A 22,111-nucleotide genomic window follows, 5' to 3' on the forward strand; every position below is an offset into this window, starting at 1 on the left:
GCCCGCCGCCCGCCGCCCGTGACCGTTGAGGAACCCGACATGCCGGTCCAGCCCACTCCTGGCACACCGCCACAGGCCACCAGCCGCCAGCAGGCGGACAGTGCCCAGCGTGTGGAACTCGGAGCCACCATCCGCCGTCTCCGCAAGGAGCGCGGACTGACGCTCGTGCAGCTCGCGCAGAGGTCCGACCTGTCCCACCCGTTCCTCAGCCAACTGGAGCGAGGGCTGACGCACCCCAGCATGCCGTCGCTGCACCGCATCGCCCGCGCCCTCGGTACCACCCAACAGGCCCTACTTGCCTCGGCCGTGCGGGCCGACCCCGACGTCACGCGCCAGGCCATTCGGGTCGTCCGCTGCGGCGAGGGCCTCGGCGTGCCGAACGTCGGCGGCATGGCACGCATGCTCGGCAGCCCGCAGCTCGGCGTCCACCCGGTCGAGTACCGGGGCGCCCAGACAGACTTCGGTGACTACTTCGACCACCCCGGCGACGAGTTCCTCTATGTCGTCGACGGCGAGGTCGAAGTGGACCTGCTGACCGCCGACGGGCGCGTCGTGCACCAACTGGCCGCGGGCGACAGCCTCAGCTACCTCGGCGGCACCCCCCACCGATGGCGCGCCCTCGGCGACAGCGACCGGTTCCGGCTGCTGGCCGTCCAGAACGCCACAGACCCCCTCACGGGCACCGCCGAGCCGCACGGATGACGCGCGGCCGGACACCGCCGACCCTCGGGCCGCTGACCTGCCAGGAGATGGCTGTCCTGTTCGGCATGGACGTGGTGCCGGCGCGGGTGCGGCCGGGCCAGGCGGCCGTGCCGCTCGCGCCCGTTGATCAGCCTGCCGCCGTCGACGCCGCGGCTGTCCGATCCGACGACGGCGTCCGCCTTGACGGACGGTGGGTCGATCACCCCGGCTGTCGGCTCCACACCACCCGCGTGGAGCGTCGAACATTGCCGAACGGCCCTGGGCCCGCGGCCAGGCAATCGATGACAGGGCGGGAAGTGGCGGACGGAACGGTGGCGCCGGATTCTTCGAGGGCGTCGGTCTGAGGCCGGGGCTCGAAAGACTCTTCGCAAGATCCACCTCCGTGCCTACGGTGAGGCGTGAGGTGCTGTCGCGGCGAAAGGGATACCGGAGTGACGAACACAGGTGAACGTGCGGCGCGGGTTCGCGAGGTGCGGCGAAGACTCGTGCGGGACGGTCCGCCGCGCACGCGAAATCAGGAGGGAGACTTCGAGACCGTCACGGTACCCGAGCGGCACTGCGACCAGCTGCGCGACCTCCTGATCGCCGAGGAAGCCGAGACGGTCGTCGAGGTCGGTCTCGCCTACGCCAGTTCCGCGCTCGCGATCGGCGAGGCGCTGGCAACCGTCGATCGACCCGACCCCCGGCACATCATCATCGACCCGTTCCAGGAACGCGAGTTCTCCAACGCCGGCTGGGACCTGGTGTGCTCGGCGGGGCTCCAGACGATCGCCACGCTCATTGCCACGCCTTCCTCTCTCGCGCTCCCTCAACTGCTGACCGAGGGCTTCGTCGCGGACGCTGCCTTCGTGGACGGCAGCCACCGGTTCCATGAAGTCTTCGTCGACCTGTACTTCCTGCGCAAGGTCGTCCGTCCCGGTGGGCTGGTCGTCATCGACGACGACTGGTGGCCGTCGGTGCACACCGCCGTGCGGTACTACGAGAGGAACCTGGGATGGACGGTGATCCCCGACGCGTTCCCCGGCGAGCCGGCCGGCGTCGGACCGAAGGGCAACCACGGGGCCCGGTGCAAGGCATACCGCTTGCCCGACACTCCGTCTGAGCCCTCCTTCGAGGACTTCCGCGCCTTCTGAGCCGGGAGCTCAACCGACTGGTTCGAGAACCCCGACGATCTGTACGCCGAAAACGTTGATGCCCTGGAGGAGACGAGGACGGTTTCGACGATCCGCAGTGGACCCCGATGCGGCGTGTCGATGCCCTGACCAGCCCATTCGAAGAGCGAGGCGGGGGAACTCCCACCAAGACCGAGAGACGATCCGGTTTCCCCCCGCAGCCGAGCGAGGGCAAGGTCCGCACCGTGCGGTGGCGCCACGCCCGAGGCCACGACGGCTGCCTTCGTCTCCTGGGCCGAGGCCGATCCCGCCGTTGTCGGGCTGATCCTCCGGGGAGTGGAACGGCACCCGGTGCGGCCGTGGGGCCGTCCACGGGCCCGAGGAAGCGGCCGAGTTGCCCGCAGCGACCGGAAGCGGCGGCTGCTCAGGGCGCCCACCAGCCATGCAAGGTTTCCATCCAGGACCGCGCAAGGTCGACTGGGCAGAGTCGACATCCCACCCGCCAACGACCGCCCGCAGCACCCGAACCCTGAAGCACACCGACCGAGGGGGGAACCTCACATGAAGATTCGACGCGCACTAGCGACCGCGGCGGCGACCGCCGCGCTCGCCGGCGGACTGACCGCGGCACCTGCCACCGCGGACACCAACGCGGCCGCCGTCACCTGCAACGGGTGGGGCACGCACACCGACGTCGACGACTGGGACGAGGTGCGGTGGGACATACCGCGCGCCTACATCCGATCCGGCCCCTACGCGGAGTGCTCCTCCGAGTACACCCTCGGCTCCGCCGCCCTCGTCGACATCTCCTGCTACGTGGTGAACGACTACGGCCGCAAGTGGACCTACGTCGTCTACCACACGCAGGGATACATCTTCCACGGGTGGGTCTACGACGTGAACCTTACCTACGGGGGCAGTAGGCGGGCGTGCTGAGCGTCTCTGCCGCGTGACCGTACCCCGGCGTTCGTCCGCGCACCGGCCGTCGTCGACGCCGCCCCTCCCTGACTGTCGGCATCTATGATCAACTCGCCCCGAGTCGCGGGGGCTTGATCGAAAGGTGGATGCCGGTGGACGACTTCCTGGAAGAAGTGGCTGGCGAGGTGCTCGACGAGACCGAGGACGCTCTGGAGGACGTCGGCGTCGACGTGGAGATCGACGGCGACTGAGTGTGGGGGTAGCCGGCTTCCGGCCGGCTACCCCCGCCGTGCCGCGTCGGCCGTCGCCCGGGGTTCCTCGCGGTCGACACCGCTCGGGGCCCGCACGTGATGCCGACTGCGCGAGTGCGGCTACGTGGGCGGCGGTGGCGCCCGCTGGACGCCCCGCCTCCGTGGCGGCGCGCGGGCTACGGCGCGGTGACGATCGGCCGCAGGTCGGTGCCGCCGACGATCCGCCCCGGGCACAGGCCACGGCCGGACAGGCCGGAGAGGATCCCCGGGACCGCGTTGACGGTGGTCTGGTAGCCGTCGTGCATCAGGATGATGTCGCCGCTCCGCAGGGTGGCGGCGGCCTGGACGATCTGGGCGGTGCTGGCGCCCGCCCAGTCCCGCGAGTCGACGTTCCACAGGACCTCGCCCGTGATGCCCAACTGCCGTGCGGTGTCCCGCACCTGGGCGTTGGTCTCGCCGTACGGCGGCCGGAAGAGCGTCGGGGTCTGCCCGGTCGCCTGCCGCAGCAGGTTCTGGGTCCTGGAGATCTCGTCCTGGACGGCGGCCTGCCCGATCTGCGTCAGGTGCGGATGGGTCCAGGTGTGGTTCCCGATCCACATGCCGGCGGAGATCGTCGACTGGAGCAGGCTCGGGTTCTGTTGCGCCCGTTGGCCCCAGATGAAGAAGGTGGCCCTGGCCCCGCCCGCCCGCAGGGCGTTGAGCAGCGCGGGCGTCGTGGCCGCGTTCGGCCCGTCGTCGAAGGTCAGGCCGACGTAGCCGTTCTCGCAGGCGGCCGCTCGGCCGACCGAGCCGTCCGCGGCGGACGACGGCGGCACCGAGAGCGTGGCCGCCACCAGAGCCGCCGCGACGACCGCCAGCAGCGCGGGCCGCCCGCGCCGGACCGTCCGGCGTTCGGTGCCCGAGAACTTCCCTGGGTGATGACGCTTGCGAGTGAGGCCGATCATGTTCCCTCCTCCGGATACGCGGCGCTGCGCGCCCGGCGGCGGCGTCGCCGTCTCCTGACGGGTCGCCACCGCTCGGTATCCGCACGGTGTCACGCACCCGGGGCCCGGGTAAGCCGACGGCCGTCGGGACCGGTCCCCCGAAGTGCCGACAGCCGTTCGGCCGGCGGGAGGTCAGACGGTGAGGACGATCTTGCCGCGCGGGTGGCCGTTGCGGAGGTGGCCGATGGCCGCGGCGGCCTCCGCCAGCGGGTAGGTACGGTCGATCACCGGTCTGAGGACGCCGTCGCCGGCCAGCTCGGCCACCTTCAGCAGGTCGGAGCGCCGCGTGACGGCCGTCAGCGCGCGCAGCTTCTGCGGAACCGCCGGGCTCAGCAGGGTGGCGCGCAGGTTGCGGTCCAGGCCGCCCAGCCACGGCCCGCCGCGCTCGCCCCCGACGATCACCAGGGTGCCGCGGGGTGTCAGGGCCCGGCGCAGCAGGCCGAGTGGGCGGTTGCCGGCGTTGTCGATGATCACGTCCCAGCGGCGGCCGCCGTCGGTGATCTCGTGCCGCGTGTAGTCGATGACGTCGGCGGCGCCCTGGGCGCGCACGTGGTCCTCGGCGTCGGCACCACCGACGCCGGTGACGCTGGCGCCCCAGGCGGCGGCGAGTTGGACGGCGTAGGTGCCGACCCCGCCGGACGCGCCGATGACCAGCACGGAGCGGCCGGGCTCGGGCCGGGCGCCGCCGGTCAGCGCCTGGAGCACGGTGACGCCCGAGACGGGCAGGGCGGCGGCCTGCTCGAAGCCGAGTCCGGTGGGCTTCGGCACCACCCGGTCGGCCTTGGCCAGGGTGAACTCGGCGAAGGATCCGGCGCAGTTCCCGAAGACCTCGTCGCCGGGTTCGATGCCGGTGACGCCGGGGCCGACCCGCTCGACCACGCCGGCGCCGTCCCAGCCGGGCACGGGATTGCGCGGGCGGCGGACCCCGATCGCGAGGCGGGCCACGCGGGGCAGACCCATCGTCAGGTGCCAGACGCTGGGGTCGACGCCGGCCGCGCGGACCCGCAGCAGCACCTCTCCCTTGTCGGGCACCGGCTGGGGAACGTCCCGCAGGGTGAGGACGGCGTCCGCCGGTCCGTAGACGTCCTGGAGGATCGCTTTCATTGCCGGGCCCCTTCGTCGCAGGGTTGGTCCGCCGCCGACGGCGGTGGGCTCCATTCTTCCGAGGCGGCTGACATCACGTCAGTCGTTGGCGTGAACTCGCCGAGAGGGGCCGTCCGGTGGTCGGGCGGGGCGGCGCCGTCCGTCGACCTGGCGTCCGTCGGCCGGGGGCCCGCCGGCGGGGTCGAGCCGGATCTCCCGGCCCTGCCAGCGCCGCCGCAACCAGCGGTCGTGGCTGGCCAGCACGACCGCGCCGGGGCCGGTGCCGAGCGCCGCCTCCAGTTCGTCGCACAGGCGCGGCGACAGGTGGTTGGTCGGTTCGTCGAGCAGCAGCAGCCGCGGCGGTCGAGCCACCAGCAGCGCCAGGGCGAGCCGGCGGCGCTGTCCGACCGACAGCCGGCCGACCGGCCGGTCGAGGTCCGGCCCGGCGAGCAGGCCGAGCGAGCCGAGCGGCACCGCCTCGGCCCGCTCGGCCCCCAGTGCCAGCTCGTAGACGGCCCGGGCGGACCGGTCCGGCCGGTCGAAGGCGGTGTCCTGGGTGAGGAGTCCGACGGTCAGTCCCGGCCGCCGCCGCACCTCGCCCTGGGGGGCGAGCCGGCCGGCGAGCACGGCCAGCAGGGTCGACTTCCCGGTCCCGTTCCCCCCGCTGACGAGCAGCCGGTCGTCGGTGTCCACGTCGGCCCGCACCGGGGCGAGCCGGCCGGGCACCCGAACGTCGTCCAGGGACACCAGCGGTCCCTCGCCGTCCGCCGCCGGTGCGGCGAGCGCGGTGCCCGCGAACCGCAGCGGCGGCGGCTCGGCGACCCGGGCGCGCTCCAGCTCCGCCAGGCGGCGGGTGGCGTCGCGCACCCGCCGGGAGATCTGGTTCTGCACCCGGCCGGCGCGGTGGCCGTAGCCCATCTTCTCGTTGTCCCGCGGCCCCCGGTCCGGCGCGACCCGGCGCGCGGTGACCCCGGCGGCGTCGCGCAGCGCCGCCAGTTCCTCCTGTTCCTCGGCGAAGCGTCGCTCCCAGCGGTCCCGCTCGGCACGTTTCTCCACCAGGTAGGCGCGGTAGTTCCCGCCGTAGCGGACCGGTCCCTCCGGCGCGGGGTCGAGGTCGATCAGATCCGTGCAGACGGCGTCGAGGAACGCCCGGTCGTGGCTGGCCACCACGACGACCCCGGGCAGGGCGCGGACCTGTTCCTCGACGAAGGCGGCGGCGCCGTCGTCGAGATGGTTGGTGGGTTCGTCAAGCAGCAGCGCGGTCGGCCGTCGGACCAGCAGCGCGGCCAGCGCGAGCCGGCCGCGCTGCCCGCCGGACAGCGACCGCAGGGTCCGCTCCGGTGCGAGGGCGCCGAGGCCGAGGCTGTCGAGCACCAGCGCGGCCCGCCGGTCGGCGTCCCAGGACTCCCGGGCGCCGGCCTGTTCGAGCCGGGCGCCGTACGCGTCGAGCAGGGGGGCGTACTCGGGCGCGTCCTGCGGGGTCCGCGCGATCCGCTCGGTGAGCCGTTCCAGTTCGGCGAGGTCCTCCCGGGCCTCGCGCAGGGCGTCGTCGAGGACGTCGGCGATCGTCGCGGCGGAGTCGTGGGGGGTCTCCTGCGGGAGGAAGCCCAGATCGGGCGGGCGGGTGACGCTGCCGGCGTCGGGCTGCTCCACCCCGGCGAGGAGGCGCAGCAGGGTCGACTTGCCGACGCCGTTCTCCCCGATCAGCCCGACGCGGTGGCCGGGCGAGGCGGTCAGGGAGACGCCGTCGAGCACCCGGCGGTCGCCGAGGGTGCGGACGAGGTCGTGGGCGAGCAGGGCGGCGGGCTGGGGCATGGGGGTCCTTCCCAACGTGGTCGGTGTGCGGCCCGCGGGGCGGTGTGCCTCGGGCACGGGCCGGGTCGTCACACCGGGGTCACGCCTCGGGTGCCCCCGTCTCCCCCAGGACGCCGTCGGCCAGCCGCAGCCACCGGTTCACGCCGATCTCGCGCAGGAACCGCTCGTCGTGGCTGACCACCACGAAGGCTCCCTGGTAGGAGTTCAGGGCGCTCTCCAACTGGCCCGCGCTGACCAGGTCGAGGTTGTTGGTCGGCTCGTCGAGGAGCAGCAGGTGCGGCGCCGGTTCGGCGCACAGCACACAGGCCAGGGTGGCGCGCAGCCGCTCGCCGCCGGAGAGCACCCCGACGGGCAGCTGGGCGCGGGGCCCGCGGAAGAGGAAGCGGGCCAGGAGGTTCATCCGCTCGGCCTGCGGCCGCTCCGGGGCGTGGTCGGCGAAGTTCTCGGCGACCGTGCGTTCCTGGTCCAGCAGGTCGAGGCGTTGCGAGAGGTAGGCGACGCGGCCGTCGGCCCGCCTGATCTCGCCGCTCCCCGGGGTCAGGTCGCCGTTGACCAGCCGCAGCAGGGTGCTCTTGCCGGCGCCGTTGGGACCGGTCAGCGCGATGCGCTCCGGGCCCCGGACGGTCAGGTCGACGCCCTGGCCGGCGAACACCTCCGCGCCGCCGAGGCGGACACGGAGCCGCTCGCCGAGGAACAGGGTGCGCCCGGCGGGCACCTGGGTGTCCGGCAGGTCGAGCGTGATGCGCTGCTCGTCGCGCAGCGCCCGGCCGGCCTCGTCCAGCCGGGCCTGTGCCTCGCCGACCCGGCTGGCGTGCAGCTGGCCGGCCCGGCCCGCGGACTCCTGGGCGCCCCGCTTCATGGTGCCGGCGAAGATCTTGGGCAGGCCGGCGTTCTTCAGGTTGCGGGCGGCGTTGCTCTGCCGGCGTTCGGCGCGCTCGCGGGCCTGCTGCATCTCCCGCTTCTCCCGCTTCAGCTCCTGCTCGGCGTTGCGGACGTTCTTCTCCGCGACCTCGCGCTCGGCCCGCACGGCCGCCTCGTACTCGGTGAAGTCGCCGCCGTAGAGCCGTAGTTCGCCGCGGTCGAGTTCGGCGATGCGTTCCATGCGGTCGAGCAGGGCGCGGTCGTGGCTGACGAGCAGCAGACAGCCGTTGAACCCGCCGATCACGTCGTAGAGCTTGTGGCGGGCGTCGAGGTCGAGGTTGTTGGTGGGCTCGTCGAGCAGCAGCACGTCGGGCCGCCTCAGCAGCTGGGCGGCGAGGCCGAGGGAGACGACCTGGCCGCCGCTGAGGGTGCCGAGCACCCGGTCCAGGGTGAGGTCGGCGAGGCCGAGGCGGTCGAGCTGGGCGCGGGTGCGTTCCTCGATGTCCCAGTCGTCGCCGATGGTGGTGAAGTGCCGCTCGTCGACGTCCCCGGACTCCACGGCGTCGATGGCCCTGGTGATCTCGGCGACGCCCAGCACCTCGGCGACCGTGAGGTCGCCGGTCAGGGGGAGGCTCTGCGGGAGGTAGCCGAGCGTGCCGCTGACGGCGACCGACCCGCCGCCGGGCCGCAGCTCACCGGCGATCAGCCTGAGCAGCGTGCTCTTGCCGGCGCCGTTGGGTGCGACGAGGCCGGTGCGGCCGGCGCCGAGGCTGAAGGACAGGTCCTGGAAGACGGGGGTGTCGTCGGGCCAGGCGAAGGACAGGTTCGAGCAGACGACGGAGGCGTCGGGCATGGAGGTGACCTCGTGGGGAGGAGGGGGCGGCGCGCACGGTGCCGCCCCGGCGGCAGACAGGGGGTGGGAGGGAACGACGACGAGGCCACGTCGGGGGTGCTTCCGCGCACCGGCCCGGTGGCCTGTCTGGTCCGGGTGTCACCCGGAGATGTCGTCGTCCACCGCCATGTCTGGACTCCTCAACAAACGATCAACGTCTCCGCCACTGTAACAGCAGGGCGCTACGGGCCACCGGCCGTCAGTCGGTCAGGCCCCAGTCCGCGGCGATGTGGTGGCTGGAGCAGAGGCTGGGGAGGAAGTGGGCGCCGGCGGTGCCGCACTGTTGGGGGCCGTCGCCGGGCGCGACCGGCGTGCCGTGCCCGTTGCCCGGGGTCAGGTAGCTGATCACGGGCGGGGCGCCCGCCCCGGTCTGGTACACCGAGCGGGTGGTGCCGGCGGCCAGCCGGGAGGTGGCGTCCGCCCGCTGGTCGCCGCCGAGGACGTTCGTCCACTGCTCGACCGACTCGGTCAGGTTGGCGGTGGCCACCGTGTAGTCGGCGCCGCCGTGCCACAGCGACACGGCGGGGCGCCGGCCGGTGTAACCCGGGTACGCCGCGCGCACCCGGTCGCCCCAGGTGGCGGCCGTCTCGGCGTGGCCGGGGAACATGCAGGAGAACGCGGTGAGCACGCCGCTGGCGCAGCCGTGCGGGACGCCCGCGATCACCGCGCCGCCCGCGAACACGTCGGGGTAGGCGGCGAGCAGCGAGGCCGTCATGGCACCGCCGGCCGAGAGCCCGGTGACGTACACCCGGTCGGGGTCCGCGGCCAGCGAGCCGACGGTGTGGGCGACCATCTGCCTGATCGACAGACCCTCGCCGCGGTCGCGGGCCACGTCGCCGGGCTCGAACCAGTTGAAGCAGCGGCTGAGGTTGTTGACGGACTGCTGTTCGGCCACGACCAGCGCGAAGCCGTGCGTGTCGGCGAACTTCCGCCAGCCGGAGTTGTCGGCGTACTCCTGGGCGCTCTGCCCGCAGCCGTGCAGCAGCACCACGGCCGGGCTGCCGGCGGGCAGGCCCGCCGGCGCGTAGCGGTACATCAGCAGGTTGCCGGGGTTGGAACCGAACGACGTGACCCGCTCCAGCGGCACGGCGGCCAGGACCGGGCCGCCGGAGGCCAGCAGGGACACCAGGCTCAGCAGGAGGGCGGTCAGCAGGGTGGCCGCCCGGCGGGGGGAAGGCACAGCTCTCATCACGGTGGATCCCTTCCGACGCCGTGGTCGTCCGGCCGCGGCGCCGATCGTCTCGGGTGCGCTCGGGCGCACCGTAGGACCGGCGTCCGCGCGCACCTACGAGGGCCGCCGCCATGCCGGCGGGCCGGGCTGTGTGGGCCCCGTACATTGCCGGGGGCGGCGGCCACGGCGGGCCGGGTCAGCGGTACGGGGTGAGGAACTGCCGCGGGGTGAGCGGCCGGTCGACGATCCGGGTGTCGCCGATCCAGCCGTAGAAGCCCTGGCCGTAGCGTTCCGCGAACTGGGTGCCGCCGATGACGAACGGCTTGCCGAGGGTGGCGATTCCGGTGGACCGCTGCGTCGGGTTCCGCGCGATCCTCGACCCGTCCACGTACATCACGGTGCGGCGGCCGTCGTTGACGAGCGCCACGTGGGTCCACCGCCCCACCGGCAGCGCGTGGCTCCAGGAGGTGGGGTCGGCGTCCTGGACGTGCGGGTAGACGACGAACTGGAGGAACCGCTCGGGCGAGACGTTGAGGCTGCAGGTCGGCTCCTCGGTCGACCAGCCCGTGGTCTTGCCCGCGTCGCCGCTGCGGCCCTCCCAGCTGAGGACGCCCATCCAGGCGTGTTCGCCGACGAACGGCTCCGGCAGCTTCAGGAAGGTCTCGATGGTGTATCCGCCGGTGAACCTCGTCGCGTTGAGCGGGGCGTCCCGCCGGGTGCTGAGGAGGGCGCCCCGGTCCGGGCCCTGGCCGCCGTCGAACCGCAGGCTGGCGTGGGCCGGTTGCCCGACGTGGTGCTCGGCCGACCAGGTCAGCGCGCCGTCCCCGCTGGTGTGCAGCCGGCGTGCCGTCAGGTCGTTGCCGTGGCCCGACAGGTCGCGGACCACCCGGCCGTCGGCGACCGGCGCGCCCTCGTCGGCGGCGCCGGGGAGGCCGGCCCGGTCGAAGCGCCAGTAGGCGACGGTGCCGCGCACCAGGACGTCGGAGGCCGGTCTCGGCTCCGGCGCCGGGACCGGTGAGAAGCCGGCGAACCGGGCGGCGAAGTCGATCTCCAGGCCGAACCGGTCGGCCGGCCCGGTCAGTTCCACGTTCTCCGCCTCGAGCGGGGTGCGCCGCTCGGGGTCGCGGGTCAGGAACCAGGGGGCGAACGTCTCCACGTCCACGGCGCCCCTGGCCAGGTCGAAGGCGTAGAGCCGGATCATGGCCGCGCCGCCGTAGTACCGGTCCTGGTAGTTGGTGAGGTGGACGTGGACGTCGTTCCCGGCGTCGTTGGTGAGCACCGTCCGGCCGGGCGGCCAGTAGTGGCCGCCGAGGGCGAGGAAGATCTGGTCGTTGCCGCGGATCAGCCCGTCCCACAGGCGCCGGCCGTTGTCGGAGAGTCGCGCCTCGCCGTCGTCCTCGGCCCAGGCGAGGTCGTGGGTGGTGAGCACGGCAGGCAGGGTCGGATGGTCGTCCAGGACCCGCTGGGCCCACCGCAGGCCGTTGTCGGAGACCCGCCAGTCCAGCGCCAGGACCAGCCAGTCGCGGCCGGCGGCGCGCAGCGTGTGGAAGCTGTTGTAGCCGTCGGGTGACGCGCCGCCGAAGGTCGGCATCCTGGCGTAGCGGTCCGGGCCGAAGGCGCGCAGGTACGCCGAGTCGCCGCGCTGGTCGTCGCTGCCCGACACGTCGTGGTTGCCGGCCAGGACGCTGTAGGGCACCTTGCCGTCCAACTCCCCGAAGGTGTCGGCGGCCAGCTCGATCTCGTCCTCGGTGCCGTGTTCCGTGACGTCGCCCAGGTGGGTCATGAAGGCGATGTTGGTGTCGGCGCGCTCGGCGACGAGGTAGCGGAACGTGGCGCGCAGCGGGTCCGGGTCGGCGCTGTCGGCGTCGAAGAGGTACTGGGTGTCGGGCAGCACCGCGAGCGCGAAGCGGGGGCTCTCCCCGTCGAACCGGCCGCCGGACCGCGGCGCGGCCGCGGTGCCCGCGGGGGCGGCGGCCGCCTGCCCGGTGAGCGTGGTCGCGCCCGCGGCGGCGGCCGCGGCGGAGCCGCCGACGGCGGCCTGGAGGAGGGAACGTCTGCGAGGCCCGGCGGCCTCGTCGTGGGTGGTGCCCATGGGAACTCCCGGTGGCTGAGAAGGCATTGCGCACGATGCTGGCCGCCGGTGACGCGGCGGTGGCAGCGGCCTGAACTCCACGGGGGCGGCGGGCGATCCGCGGGTTCGGCCGTCGGGCGTCCTCTTGTCATGGCCTGCGCTGGCCACTACTGTCGCCACGCCTTGGTGCTCGGGAAATCCGGTGTGATACCGGTGCGGCCCTCGCCACTGTGATCGGGAAGTCCGGCTCTTGCTCTCACGAGCGGCCACTGGGGTCCTCGGACCCCGGGAAGGCGGAGCACGGGCGGTGGTACCCGTCAGCCAGGAGACCGGCCAGGGCGTGTCAACCATCCACGAGGTGTTGGAGAGGGTTTGCCCGGCCATGCACATAGCTGAGGGTTTCCTGCCCCCAGCGCACGCGGTCGCCTGGGGCGTCGCGTCTGCGCCGTTCGTCGTCCACGGAGTTCGGTCACTCACCCGTGAGGTCAGGGAGCACCCGGAGAGCACGTTGCTCCTCGGCGCCTCCGGAGCCTTCACGTTCGTCCTGTCCGCGCTGAAACTGCCCTCGGTGACCGGGAGTTGTTCGCATCCCACCGGCACGGGCCTCGGCGCCATCCTGTTCCGGCCGCCGGTGATGGCGGTACTCGGCACCATCACCCTGCTCTTCCAGGCCCTGCTGCTCGCGCACGGCGGCCTGACGACGCTCGGGGCCAACGTGTTCTCGATGGCCGTCGTCGGCCCCTGGGCCGGCTACGCCGCGTACCGGCTGTCACGGCGGTCGGGACTGCCGCTGATGGCCGCGGTCTTCGCGGGCGCGTTCGTCGCCGACCTGTCCACCTACTGCGTCACCAGCGTGCAGCTCGCGCTGGCCTTCCCCGACCCGAGCGGCGGGTTCCTGGGCGCGCTCGGCAAGTTCGGCACCATCTTCGCCGTGACCCAGATCCCGCTGGCGGTGAGCGAGGGGCTGCTCACGGTGCTGGTGATGCGGCTGCTGACGCAGTCGAGCGGCGGCGAACTGGCCAGGCTCGGCGTGCTGGTGGCCGGGAAGTCCTCCCGGGCGGTGGCCCGATGAGCAGGAACGCGAGGATCAACGGGCTGCTGCTGCTCGTGGTGGTGGCGCTCGCCGTGCTGCCGCTGGCCCTCGGTCTCGGCGACCACAAGGAGGAGCCGTTCGCGGGCGCGGACGGCGAGGCGGAGACGGCGATCACCGAGATCGAGCCGGACTACGAGCCGTGGTTCTCGCCGCTGTACGAGCCGCCGTCCGGCGAGATCGAGTCGGCGCTGTTCGCCCTGCAGGCGGCGCTCGGCGCGGGCGTCCTCGGCTACTACTTCGGGCTGCGCAGGGGACGCCGGCAGGGGGCGCCGAGGGCCGACGAGTCCGGCGCGGAAGGAGCCTGAGCCGCCGTGCTGCCCATCGACGCGGCGGCGCACGGCAGCCGCTGGCGCCGCCGTCATCCCGTGGACAAGGCCGTGCTCGGGCTCGGGCTCACCGCGCTGGCCGTCGCGTTGCCGCCGTGGCCCGGCGCGCCGCTGGTGCTGGTGTCGGCCCTGGCGCTGCTGCTCGGCCCGGCGGGGGTGCCGTGGCGCCGGTTGTGGCGGGCGTACCGGGTGCCGTGGGGGTTCTGCCTCACCGGGGCGGTCACGCTGCTCTTCGAGGTCGGCGGGCCCGACGGTCCGGTGGGCCTCGCCGAGGGCGGCCCGGTGCGCGCGGGCGAACTGCTGCTGCGCACGTCGGCCGCCTCGCTCGGCGTCCTGCTGTTCGCCTTCACCACCCCGATGTCGGACCTGCTGCCGCGCCTGGTGCGGGCCCGGGTGCCGGCGCCGGTGGTCGACGTCGCCCTGGTGACGTACCGGATGGGTTTCCTGCTGCTCGACTCGCTGCACCGGATCCGCCAGGCCCAGGCGGCGCGGCTCGGGCACGCGTCGCGGGCCGCCGAGTGGCGCTCGCTCGCCGGCCTCGGGGCGACCGCGTTCGTGCGGGCCTTCGCCCGGGCGTCGCGGCTCCAGGACGGGCTCGCCGGGCGCGGCTACGACGGCACGCTGCGGGTCCTGGTGCCCGAGGCGCGGGTCTCCGTCCCGTTCACGGTGGCGAGCGTGGCGCTGCTGGTCGTGGTGGCGGCGCTCACCGGCGTGCTGGTGGAGGTGGGAGCGTGAGTGGGTCGGTGCCCCTGGTGGCGTTGACCGGCGTGTCCTTCGCGTACGAGGAGGGACCGACGGTGCTGAGCGACCTGGACTTCGCGGTGTGGGAGGGGCGGGCGCTGGCCCTGCTCGGCCGCAACGGCAGTGGCAAGACCACGCTGATGCGGCTGCTCAGCGGTGGACTGCGGCCGCGGGCCGGGCGGTTGACGGTGGCGGGCGCGCCGGTCGGCTACGACCGGGCGGGCCTGACCCGGCTGCGCGGGACCGTGCAGTTGGTGGTGCAGGACCCGGACGACCAGCTGTTCGCCGCGTCCGTCGCGCAGGACGTGTCGTTCGGACCGCTCAACCTCGGCCTGTCCGACGACGAGGCGCGGGCACGGGTCGACGAGGCACTGGCGGCCCTGGACATCACGGCGCTCGCCGACCGCCCCACCCATCTCCTCTCCTACGGGCAGCGCAAGCGGACCGCGATCGCGGGCGCGGTCGCCATGCGGCCGCGGGTGCTGATCCTCGACGAGCCGACGGCCGGACTCGACCCGGACGGGCAGGAGCGGCTGCTCACCACCCTCGACGGGCTCCGCGCGAACGGCACCACGGTGGTGATGGCCACCCACGACGTCGACCTGGCGCTGCGCTGGGCGGACGACGCGGCGCTGCTCACCCCGGCCGGGGCGCGCGTCGGGCCGGCGGAGCGGATGTTGGCCGGCACCGAGCTGTTGCGGCGGGCGGGGCTGCGGCTGCCGTGGGGCGTCGCGGCGGCCCGGCTGCTGCGCGAGCACGGCCTGGTGGACGAGGGCACGCCGAGCCCGCGCACGGCCGGCGAACTCGCCGAGCTGGTGCTGCGTCCGCCCCGGGGGTGACGGGGGTTCAGGCGCCGGCGGCGGCCAGCGCGGCGGCGAACGCGTCGGTGACGTCGGGGGCGCGCACCGCCACCCGCAGCCAGCGGGCGTCGAGGCCGGGGAAGGTGTCGGCGCGGCGGGTGGCGTAGCCGAGCTTCCGGAGCCGGGGGCGCAGCGTGGCGGCGCGCGGGTGGCGCAGCAGCAGGAACGGGCCCGCCGGGTGCCGGGTGGCGGTGCGCAGTTCGGGGAACGCGTCGAGGCGGCCGAGGAGATGCGCCCGGTCGGCCACGAGGCGGCGGGCGGCCGCCTCGGCCTCGGCGAGCGCCGCGGGCCCGGCGCACGCCTCGGCCGCGACCAGCGCCGGGGTGGACAGCGGCCACAGGGGCTGCCCGGCGGCCAGTGTCGCCACGATCCGGGGGGCGGCGAGCAGGTAGCCCACCCGCAGCCCGGCGAGGCCCCAGGTCTTGGTGAGGCTGCGCAGCACGACGAGGCCCGGGAGATTGGCGACGGCGGGGGCCAGCGACTCGCGTTCGGCCGGCACCGCGTCGATGAACGCCTCGTCGACCACGAGCAGTCGCCCGGGGGCGGCCAGGGACGCCAGGTCGGTCGCCGGGTGCAGGACGGAGGTGGGGTTGGTGGGGTTGCCGACCACCACCACGCCCGCGTCCGCCGGCACCGACGCGGGGTGGAGGCGGAACCCGCCGGCGGCGGTCAGCGGCAGCCGGGACACGGCCAGGCCGGCGGCGCGCAGCGCCGCCTCCGGCTCGGTGAACTGCGGGTGCACCACGAGCGGGGGTCCGGCCGTGGGCAGGGTGCCGAGCGCCAGGGCGCGGGCGAGCAGCACGAACGCCTCGGCCGCGCCGGCGGTCAGCAGCACGCACTCCTCGGGCAGCCCGTGCCGGCGGGCCACCGCCCGGCGGGCGGCCCGGGGGTCGGGGTAGGCGGCCAGGCCGTCGAGCGCGGCGGTCAGTCGCTCCCGGAGCCAGCGGGGTGGGGTGCCGGCCCGCACGTTGACCGCGAGGTCGACCAACGGGCCCTCGGCGTCGCGCAGTTCCTCGTCCCCGTGGTGGCGGAGCGGGTCAGTGGGTGTGCGCACGGCCGTGCCGGTGGTGATCGTGGTCGTGGTCGTGGTCGTCGGGGTGGTGGTGGGGCTGCTGGGCGCGGCCGACCTTGTCGGTGAAGCCGGGCAGGGCGATCCGGTAGGCGCAGGCGTCGCAGTTCATCCTGATGTCGCCCTCGACCGCCTCCCGGTAGCGCTCCCACACCAGGTCGGCCAACTCCTCGACCGGGCCGATCACCTCGGCGTGGCGCACGTCGACGTCCCGGTGGGTCGCGGCCCAGGCGGCGGCCTGCCGGTGGACCCGGTCGGGCAGCACCCCGGTGAACAGGAAGTAGGGCAGGACCACGATCCGGCGGGCGCCGAGCGCCCGGCAGCGGTCGAGGCCGGCCGGCACGTCGGGGGCGGCGAGCGAGACGAAGGCGGTCTCGACGCCGGCGTGGCCGCGGCCCTCCCACAGCAGCCTGGCGGCCTTGTACACCTCGGAGTTGGCGTCCGGGTCGGTGGAGCCCCGGCCGACCAGCAGCACCGTGGTGGCGGCCGGCTCCGCACCGACCGCGGCGACCCGGCGGTCCAGCACGTCGAGCAGCGCGGGGTGCGGGCCGAGGGGGCGGCCGTAGGCGAAGGAGGTGCCGGGCCGCCGTCGCCGCTCCCTGGCGAGCGCGGCGGGGATGTCGCCCTTGGCGTGCCCGGCGGCCACCAGCATCAGCGGCACGGCGGCGATCCTTCGCGCGCCGCGGGCGGTCAGTTCGGCGACGGCGTCGGTCAGCGGCGGCGCGGACAGCTCGATGAACCCGCCGGCCACCGGCACCTCGGGTCGCCGGCCGGCCAGGTCGCGCACCAGGGAGCGGAACGCCTCGGCACCCCGCGCGTCCCTGGTGCCGTGCCCGACGAGCAGCAGGGCGTGCGGTTCTGTCCTGGCGGCTGGGGTCACGGGAGCTCCTCGGTGTACAGCAGGGCGTTGACGGCGGCGGCGGCCACGGCCGAGCCGCCCTTCTCCGAGCGGTTGCTGACGGCCGGCAGGCCGCTGTCGCGGAGCGCGGCCTTGCTCTCGGCGGCGCCCACGAAGCCCACCGGCAGGCCGATCACCAGGGCGGGCTCGGCCTCGACGGCGATCAGTTCGAAGAGGGCCGTGGGGGCGCAGCCGATCACCCACACCGCGCCGGGGCCCACCTCGGCGTGGGCCAGCCGGACGGCGTGCGCGGCCCGGGTGGTGCCCGGGCCGGCGACCGCCCGGTCGAGCCGGCAGAGCGCGGCGCGGCGGGTGATGCCGGCGGCCACCATCGCCACGTCGGCGACGATCGGCGCGCGGTCCCGGTGCAGCGCGGCGTGCCCGGCGCGCAGCGCCGCCTCGTCGGTGACCAGGTCGGTGACGTACCGCGGGTCGGCGCTGGCGTGGACGACGCGTTCGACGACGGCGCGGGTCAGCGGGGGCAGCCCGGCGGTGTCGACGCGGGCGCGCAGGATCCGGTAGGACTCGGCCTCGATGGGGTGAACGGTGCGCCGCGGCTCACTCATCGGCGAGCTCATCGGTGGGTTCATCGGTGGGGACCTCCTCGATCGCGTCGACGGGGCAGACCTCGACGCACTCGACGCAGCCGGTGCAGCGCGACGCCAGCACCAGCAGCGTGGGCCCGGCGGGGCGGATGGCGTGTGTCGGGCAGGTCAGCAGGCAGGCGCCGCAGCCGGCGCAGCGGTCGGTCACCCGCACCGGGGCCGAGGCCGGGGCCTGGGCCAGGGCCGGGGCCGGGGCCAGGGCCGGGGCGGTCACGCCTGCCACCGGTAGCCGCGGGGGGTGACCATGCGGCCGGCGACGGCGCGGGTCGCGGAGTTGCCGACGATCACCAGCGTCATCATGTCCACCTCCGTGGGGTCGAAGGCGCCGAGGGTGGTCAGCCGGTGGCGCTGGCCCGGGTGGGTGGCGCTCCCGACCAGGCCCACGGGGGTGTCCGGGTTCCGGTGCCGGGCCAACAGGGCGAGGGCGGCGGGCAGTTGCCAGTGGCGGCCGCGCGACCGCGGGTTGTAGAAGGCCACCACCAGGTCGGCCTCGGCGGCGGCCGTGACCCGGCGTTCGATGACGGCCCAGGGGGTGTGCAGGTCGGAGAGGCTGAGGACCGCGTGGTCGTGGCCGAGCGGCGCGCCGAGCACCGAGGCGGCGGCCAGGGCGGCGGTGACGCCGGGGACGCCGACCACGTCGATGTCGTCGCCGGCGGTGGCCAGCGCGGGCGAGGCCATGGCGTAGACGCCGGCGTCGCCGCTGCCGACCAGCGCCACGGCGTGTCCCGCGGCGGCCTCCGCGACCGCGGCCCCGGCCCGTTCCTCCTCGGCGCCGAGCCCCGAGGCCAGCAGCCGGGTGCCGGGCCGCAGCAGGTCGGCGATCCGGTCCAGGTACTGGTCGAGGCCGACCACGACGGAGGCGCGGCGCAGTTCGGCGCGGGCGCGCGGGGTGAGCAGGTCGCGGGCGCCCGGGCCGATGCCCACCAGGGCGAGCCGGCCGCGCGGCCGGCGGCGGGCGACGGCGCAGGTGGCCATGGCGGACTTCCGCTTGGGGACGACGAGTTCGGCGCCCGGGCCGGCGGCGAGCAGGGCGGCGGCCTCGGCGACCGAGGGGGTGCCCACCGCGGCCAGCGGGGCGGGCGAGGGGTTGGGCACCGGCACCGCGGCCAGGTCCTCGGCCGGGAACGGCGTGAGGTCGACGCCGAGTCGGGCGGCGGCGGCCCGCAGGCCGTCCTCGTCGGCCTTGGCGGTGACGGTGGTGGCGACGGCGACGCTGGCCGGGGAGAGCCCGGCGTCGGCGAGGACGCCCGTCAGCAGGTCGGTGACCTCGGCCTCGGGAACGCCGCGGCTGGCGCCGAGACCCACCACGAGGGACGGCGGGCGCAGCACGACGTCGGTCGGCGCGACCTCGGTGAGCAGGCGGTCGGTGATCGCCACGGTGCGGCGGCCCGCCGCGTCCGGGGCGAGGTGCGGGGGCAGCGCGGGCAGCGGCCAGACGGCGTCGGCGGCCAGCGTGACGGGCTCCCCGTCCAGCAGCGCCCGGGTGACGCCGGCCACGTCGCCCTCGGCCGGCCAGCCGAGGTCGTCGAGCCCCGGCAGCCCCACCGCGTCGGTGGCGGTGGTCACCACGGGCGCGCAGCCGGGCAGTTGGGCGGCGACCTCGGCCGCCAGCCGGTTGGCGCCGCCGGCGTGCCCGCCGAGCAGCGCGACGGCGTGCCGGCCGGCCTCGTCGACGCAGACCACGCCGGGGTCCCCGGTCTTGTCGGTGAGCAGCGGCGCCAGCAGCCTGACGGCGGCTCCGGTGGCGAGGAAGCAGACGAGTTGGTCGCACTCGGCGAAGGCGCGGCGCACCGCGGCGGCGGCCGGGCCGGGGTAGCGGCGGGTGCGTGCCGGCCAGGCGGCGGCCAGCCGGGCGCTCGCGGCGGCGCCGGCCGCGGTGACGGAGATCAGGCCGATCACGGGTCTCCTCCTCACGGGGTGGGGCGGCTGCCCCAGAGCACGAACACGGGGTTGGCGGCGGCGAGTCGGGTGACGTCGCCGGGCAGCGGCGCCAGTCGGGACGCCTGGAGCAGCACCCCGTCGGGGGTGAGCCCGGCGCCGGAGAGCGCCGCGCGGACGGCGGGCACCCGGTCGAGGGCGGCGAGGGTGACCACGACCCCGCGCCGGGCCCGGCGGGCCGTGGCGGTCACCACGGCGGGCAGCGCGGCCCCGCCGCCGCCGACGAAGGCCGCGTCGGGGTCGGGCAGTTCGCGGAGCGCGGCGGGGGCGGTGCCGTGCACCACCTGGACGTCGACGCCGTGGGCGGTGGCGTTGGCCCGGCAGCGCGCGGCGTCCTCGGCGGACCGTTCCACGGCGACGGCCGCCGCGCCGAGCCGGGCGCACTCGACCGCGACCGAGCCGGAGCCGGCGCCGACGTCCCAGACCAGGTCGCCGAGCCGGGGCCCGAGTCTGGCGAGCACGAGCGCCCGGACCTCGGGCTTGGTGATGAGGGAGGCGCGGTGGTCGAAGGCGTCCTCGGGCAGCGCCCAGCCCGACCAGCCGTCAGCAGGCACCCGGCCGGCCAGCGTTCCCGGGGCGGGCGCCAGGGCGCGCTCGGGGTGGAGGCAGAGCACCACGTGCCCGGTGTCGGGCCAGGTGCGGGCGGCGGCCTCGGCCGGGCCGAGCCGGGTGAGCCGTTCGCGTTCCGGGTCGCCGAGGGCGGTGGCCACCACGAGGGTGCGCGGCAGCCCGCTGGCGGCGAGCGCGGCGCCGATTTCGGCGGGCCCCGCGCCCGGCCCGGTGAGCACGGCGGTCTTGGGGTGGGCCCGGCAGACGTGGAGGGCGGTGGCCGGGTCGCGGCCGTGCGCGCTGACCACGGCGGCGTCGTCCCAGGGCAGGCCGATCCTCGCGAAGGCCACGGCGACGGCCGGCACCGAGGGGCGCACGTCGAGCGCGTCGGGCCCGAACCGTTCGGCGAGCGCCCGCACCACGCCGAAGAACCCGGGGTCGCCCGAGGCGAGCACCGCCACCCGGGGCGCCTCGGCCTCGGCCAGGTGCCGGGTCATCGCGGCGAGCGCGGGGGCGAGGGGACCGAGCGTCAGCCGTTCGGCGCGCGGCGGGATCCGGGCGGCGGCCAGGTGCCGAGCGGCGCCGACGACCAAGGTGGCGTCGCCGACCGTGGGCGGCGGGCCGCCGGTTCCGGTGCCGAGCACGGTGATCGGCGCGTGCCGGTTCACGGCGTGCCGGTTCACGGCGGGTCGGTTCACGGCGGGTCGGTTCACGGCGGGTCGGTTCACGGCGGGTCGGTTCGCGGCGGGTCGGTTCATGGCGCGTCGCCCAGCAGCCCACCGGTGGCGGCGATCAGTTCGGTGCCGGTGAAGTCGACGAGCGCGGCCTCGGCGGATACGGCCCCCTCGGTGAACCGGGTCAGGACCCGGGCCACCCGGCGGCAGAGTTCGGCTCCGGCGGTGGGCAACAGGCCGGCGGCGTCCCACAGTTCGTAGGCGTGGCGGGCGGTGTTGGCCGCGTCGACCGCGTCGGCGAGCCCGGCCGGGCCGCCGACGGCGCGGGTGATCCCGCCCAGCACCCCGGTGTCCACCCGGGAGCGGGTGTAGTGGGTCATCAGCACGCCGGCGGCCAGCTTGGTGAGCTTGCCGACCATGCCGACGAACACCACCCGGCGCAGCCCGCCGTCCGCCGCGCGCCGCAGCGCGGCGCCGGTGAAGTCGCCCACCTCGACGAAGGCCACCTCGGGCAGCGTGGGCAGCAGTCGCATGGCGCCGCGTTCGGTGCGGCCGCCGGTGCAGAGCACGACGGCGGGGGTGCCCTGTGCGGCGGCCACCGCGACGGCCTGTTCCACGCTGGCCCGCCAGGAGGCGGTGGAGAACGGGCGGACGATGCCGGTGGTGCCGAGGATGGAGATCCCGCCGATGATGCCGAGCCTGGCGTTGGTGGTGCGCCGGGCGCGCCGCTCGCCGTCGGGCACGCTGATGGTGACGTCGACGCCGCGCGCGCCGGTGTCGATCACCTCCCGCACCGCCTGGCCGATCATCCGCCGCGGCACCGGGTTGATGGCCGGGCCGCCGACGTCGAGCCCGAGTCCCGGCCTGGTGACGACCCCGACGCCGACGCCGCCGTGCAGGGCGAGTCCCGGCGCGGACCGCCAGGCCACGGTGGCGGTCAGCTCGGAGCCGTGGGTGACGTCCGGGTCGTCGCCGGCGTCCTTGACGACGACGGCCTCGGTACGTCCTGGGCGGAGCAGGGCGGCCCGCTCGACGGCGAAGGTGACCCGGCGTCCGGAGGGCAGCGCCACCTCGACCCAGCGCCGGGGTTCGCCGGTGGCCAGGTGCTCGGCGGCGGCCTTGGCCGCGGCCGAGGCGCAGGTGCCGGTGGTCCAGCCGGTGCGCAGCGCCTTCTGGCGGACCCTGGCGGTGCGCGGCAGGTCGGGCTCCCGGAGTTCCGGGCCCTCCTCGACGGGACGGTCCGGCGGCTCAGTCATCGCCGGCGCCCCGGGCGCGGAGGGCGGCCCTGACGGCGGGGTCGGCCCGCCGGTGGCCGTGGAAGTGGCCCGGGTGGTAGAGGTGCGAGCGGGTGCCGGTGGCGTCGAGCGCCGGGCCGACGAGGAACAGGGTGTGCTTCCACAGCCGGTGTTCCCTGACGGTCTCCTCCAGGGTGGCGACGGTGCAGCGCAGCAGCAGCTCGTCGGGCCAGGTGGCGCGGTGGGCCACCACGACGGGGGTGG

At 75.4% G+C, this 22,111-nt stretch carries 20 protein-coding genes, 1 pseudogene and 1 riboswitch; of the genes and pseudogenes, 7 read left to right on the top strand and 14 right to left on the bottom strand.

Going from position 1 to position 22,111, the window contains the following annotated elements; genetic code table 11:
* The 3 genes from E1283_RS08525 to E1283_RS08540 all read left to right on the top strand — a co-directional run.
* On the top strand, positions 1-702 hold a 702-nt coding region (locus E1283_RS08525), incomplete at its 5' end, for a helix-turn-helix domain-containing protein (RefSeq protein ID WP_207930334.1).
* Between the two features lie 485 nt (positions 703-1,187).
* Positions 1,188-1,835 carry a class I SAM-dependent methyltransferase gene (locus tag E1283_RS08535; RefSeq protein ID WP_243744692.1) on the top strand — a complete coding sequence of 216 codons (648 nt, stop codon included), beginning with the start codon at positions 1,188-1,190 and terminating at the stop codon, positions 1,833-1,835.
* A gap of 540 nt (positions 1,836-2,375) precedes the next feature.
* Positions 2,376-2,750 (top strand): SH3 domain-containing protein, encoded by a 375-nt coding sequence (locus tag E1283_RS08540; protein WP_132817312.1) that lies wholly within the window; start codon positions 2,376-2,378, stop codon positions 2,748-2,750.
* Positions 2,751-3,159: 409 nt separating this feature from the next.
* On the opposite strand, the gene E1283_RS08545 is transcribed toward E1283_RS08540, so the two are convergent.
* The 6 genes from E1283_RS08545 to E1283_RS08570 all read right to left on the bottom strand — a co-directional run bounded on the left by E1283_RS08545 (position 3,160) and on the right by E1283_RS08570 (position 11,880).
* Entirely contained in the window at positions 3,160-3,927 is a 768-nt protein-coding gene (locus E1283_RS08545) for a polysaccharide deacetylase family protein (RefSeq protein WP_132817313.1), read from the bottom strand.
* A 171-nt stretch (positions 3,928-4,098) separates the two neighbouring features.
* Positions 4,099-5,070: an NAD(P)-dependent alcohol dehydrogenase gene (locus E1283_RS08550; RefSeq protein WP_132817314.1), complete on the bottom strand. Its 972-nt coding sequence runs from the start codon at positions 5,068-5,070 to the stop codon at positions 4,099-4,101.
* 78 nt (positions 5,071-5,148) lie between these two features.
* A complete protein-coding gene (locus tag E1283_RS08555) occupies positions 5,149-6,864 on the bottom strand; it encodes an ABC-F family ATP-binding cassette domain-containing protein (protein ID WP_132817315.1) in 1,716 nt (571 codons plus the stop codon).
* A 79-nt stretch (positions 6,865-6,943) separates the two neighbouring features.
* The gene (locus E1283_RS08560; protein ID WP_132817316.1) at positions 6,944-8,578 is read right to left on the bottom strand and encodes an ABC-F family ATP-binding cassette domain-containing protein; all 1,635 of its coding nucleotides are present in this window, start codon (positions 8,576-8,578) and stop codon (positions 6,944-6,946) included.
* A gap of 238 nt (positions 8,579-8,816) precedes the next feature.
* Entirely contained in the window at positions 8,817-9,806 is a 990-nt protein-coding gene (locus E1283_RS08565) for an extracellular catalytic domain type 1 short-chain-length polyhydroxyalkanoate depolymerase (protein ID WP_132817317.1), read from the bottom strand.
* Positions 9,807-9,984: 178 nt separating this feature from the next.
* A complete protein-coding gene (locus E1283_RS08570) occupies positions 9,985-11,880 on the bottom strand; it encodes a LamG-like jellyroll fold domain-containing protein (RefSeq protein ID WP_132817318.1) in 1,896 nt (631 codons plus the stop codon).
* Between the two features lie 146 nt (positions 11,881-12,026).
* Positions 12,027-12,211, top strand: a riboswitch (cobalamin riboswitch).
* 30 nt (positions 12,212-12,241) lie between these two features.
* Here E1283_RS08570 and E1283_RS08575 point away from each other — a divergent pair.
* From E1283_RS08575 to E1283_RS08590, 4 genes are read left to right on the top strand one after another with little or no spacing between them, the layout of a single operon-like run.
* Complete coding sequence (locus tag E1283_RS08575; protein ID WP_132817319.1) at positions 12,242-12,931, top strand: energy-coupling factor ABC transporter permease; 690 nt, start codon at positions 12,242-12,244, stop codon at positions 12,929-12,931.
* Positions 12,928-13,257: an energy-coupling factor ABC transporter substrate-binding protein gene (locus E1283_RS08580; protein ID WP_132817320.1), complete on the top strand. Its 330-nt coding sequence runs from the start codon at positions 12,928-12,930 to the stop codon at positions 13,255-13,257. Before E1283_RS08575 ends, E1283_RS08580 begins: the two co-directional genes overlap by 4 nt.
* 6 nt (positions 13,258-13,263) lie before the next feature.
* Complete coding sequence (gene cbiQ / locus E1283_RS08585) at positions 13,264-14,013, top strand: cobalt ECF transporter T component CbiQ (protein ID WP_132817321.1); 750 nt, start codon at positions 13,264-13,266, stop codon at positions 14,011-14,013.
* Positions 14,010-14,858 (top strand): energy-coupling factor ABC transporter ATP-binding protein, encoded by an 849-nt coding sequence (locus E1283_RS08590; RefSeq protein ID WP_132817322.1) that lies wholly within the window; start codon positions 14,010-14,012, stop codon positions 14,856-14,858. The genes cbiQ and E1283_RS08590 overlap by 4 nt, the downstream gene beginning before the upstream one ends.
* A 7-nt stretch (positions 14,859-14,865) precedes the next feature.
* Here the strand turns inward: E1283_RS08590 and cobC are convergent, their stop codons facing one another.
* The 8 genes and pseudogenes from cobC to E1283_RS08630 form a co-directional block, all read right to left on the bottom strand.
* Positions 14,866-15,933, bottom strand: a complete 1,068-nt coding sequence (cobC, locus tag E1283_RS08595) for an Rv2231c family histidinol phosphate aminotransferase CobC (protein ID WP_243744693.1) — start codon at positions 15,931-15,933, stop codon at positions 14,866-14,868.
* A complete protein-coding gene (locus tag E1283_RS08600) occupies positions 15,917-16,828 on the bottom strand; it encodes a sirohydrochlorin chelatase (protein ID WP_132817324.1) in 912 nt (303 codons plus the stop codon). Before E1283_RS08600 ends, cobC begins: the two co-directional genes overlap by 17 nt.
* Positions 16,825-17,412 (bottom strand): precorrin-8X methylmutase, encoded by a 588-nt coding sequence (locus E1283_RS08605; RefSeq protein ID WP_132817325.1) that lies wholly within the window; start codon positions 17,410-17,412, stop codon positions 16,825-16,827. The genes E1283_RS08600 and E1283_RS08605 overlap by 4 nt, the downstream gene beginning before the upstream one ends.
* Positions 17,405-17,665: a 4Fe-4S binding protein gene (locus E1283_RS08610; protein ID WP_243744694.1), complete on the bottom strand. Its 261-nt coding sequence runs from the start codon at positions 17,663-17,665 to the stop codon at positions 17,405-17,407. Before E1283_RS08610 ends, E1283_RS08605 begins: the two co-directional genes overlap by 8 nt.
* Positions 17,662-19,350: a precorrin-3B C(17)-methyltransferase gene (cobJ, locus tag E1283_RS08615; RefSeq protein ID WP_132817327.1), complete on the bottom strand. Its 1,689-nt coding sequence runs from the start codon at positions 19,348-19,350 to the stop codon at positions 17,662-17,664. Before cobJ ends, E1283_RS08610 begins: the two co-directional genes overlap by 4 nt.
* An 11-nt stretch (positions 19,351-19,361) precedes the next feature.
* A complete protein-coding gene (gene cbiE / locus E1283_RS08620) occupies positions 19,362-20,636 on the bottom strand; it encodes a precorrin-6y C5,15-methyltransferase (decarboxylating) subunit CbiE (RefSeq protein ID WP_243744695.1) in 1,275 nt (424 codons plus the stop codon).
* 56 nt (positions 20,637-20,692) lie between these two features.
* On the bottom strand, positions 20,693-21,868 hold the full coding sequence (locus E1283_RS08625) for a cobalt-precorrin-5B (C(1))-methyltransferase (protein WP_132817329.1): 1,176 nt from the start codon (positions 21,866-21,868) through the stop codon (positions 20,693-20,695).
* A pseudogene (locus E1283_RS08630) lies at positions 21,861-22,111 on the bottom strand (precorrin-4 C(11)-methyltransferase); the annotation flags it as partial. The pseudogene E1283_RS08630 and the gene E1283_RS08625, both read right to left, overlap by 8 nt.

The sequence above is a fragment of the Streptomyces hainanensis genome, assembly GCF_004348415.1.
In the GTDB taxonomy this organism is placed as follows: Bacteria; Actinomycetota; Actinomycetes; order Streptomycetales; family Streptomycetaceae; genus Streptomyces; species Streptomyces hainanensis.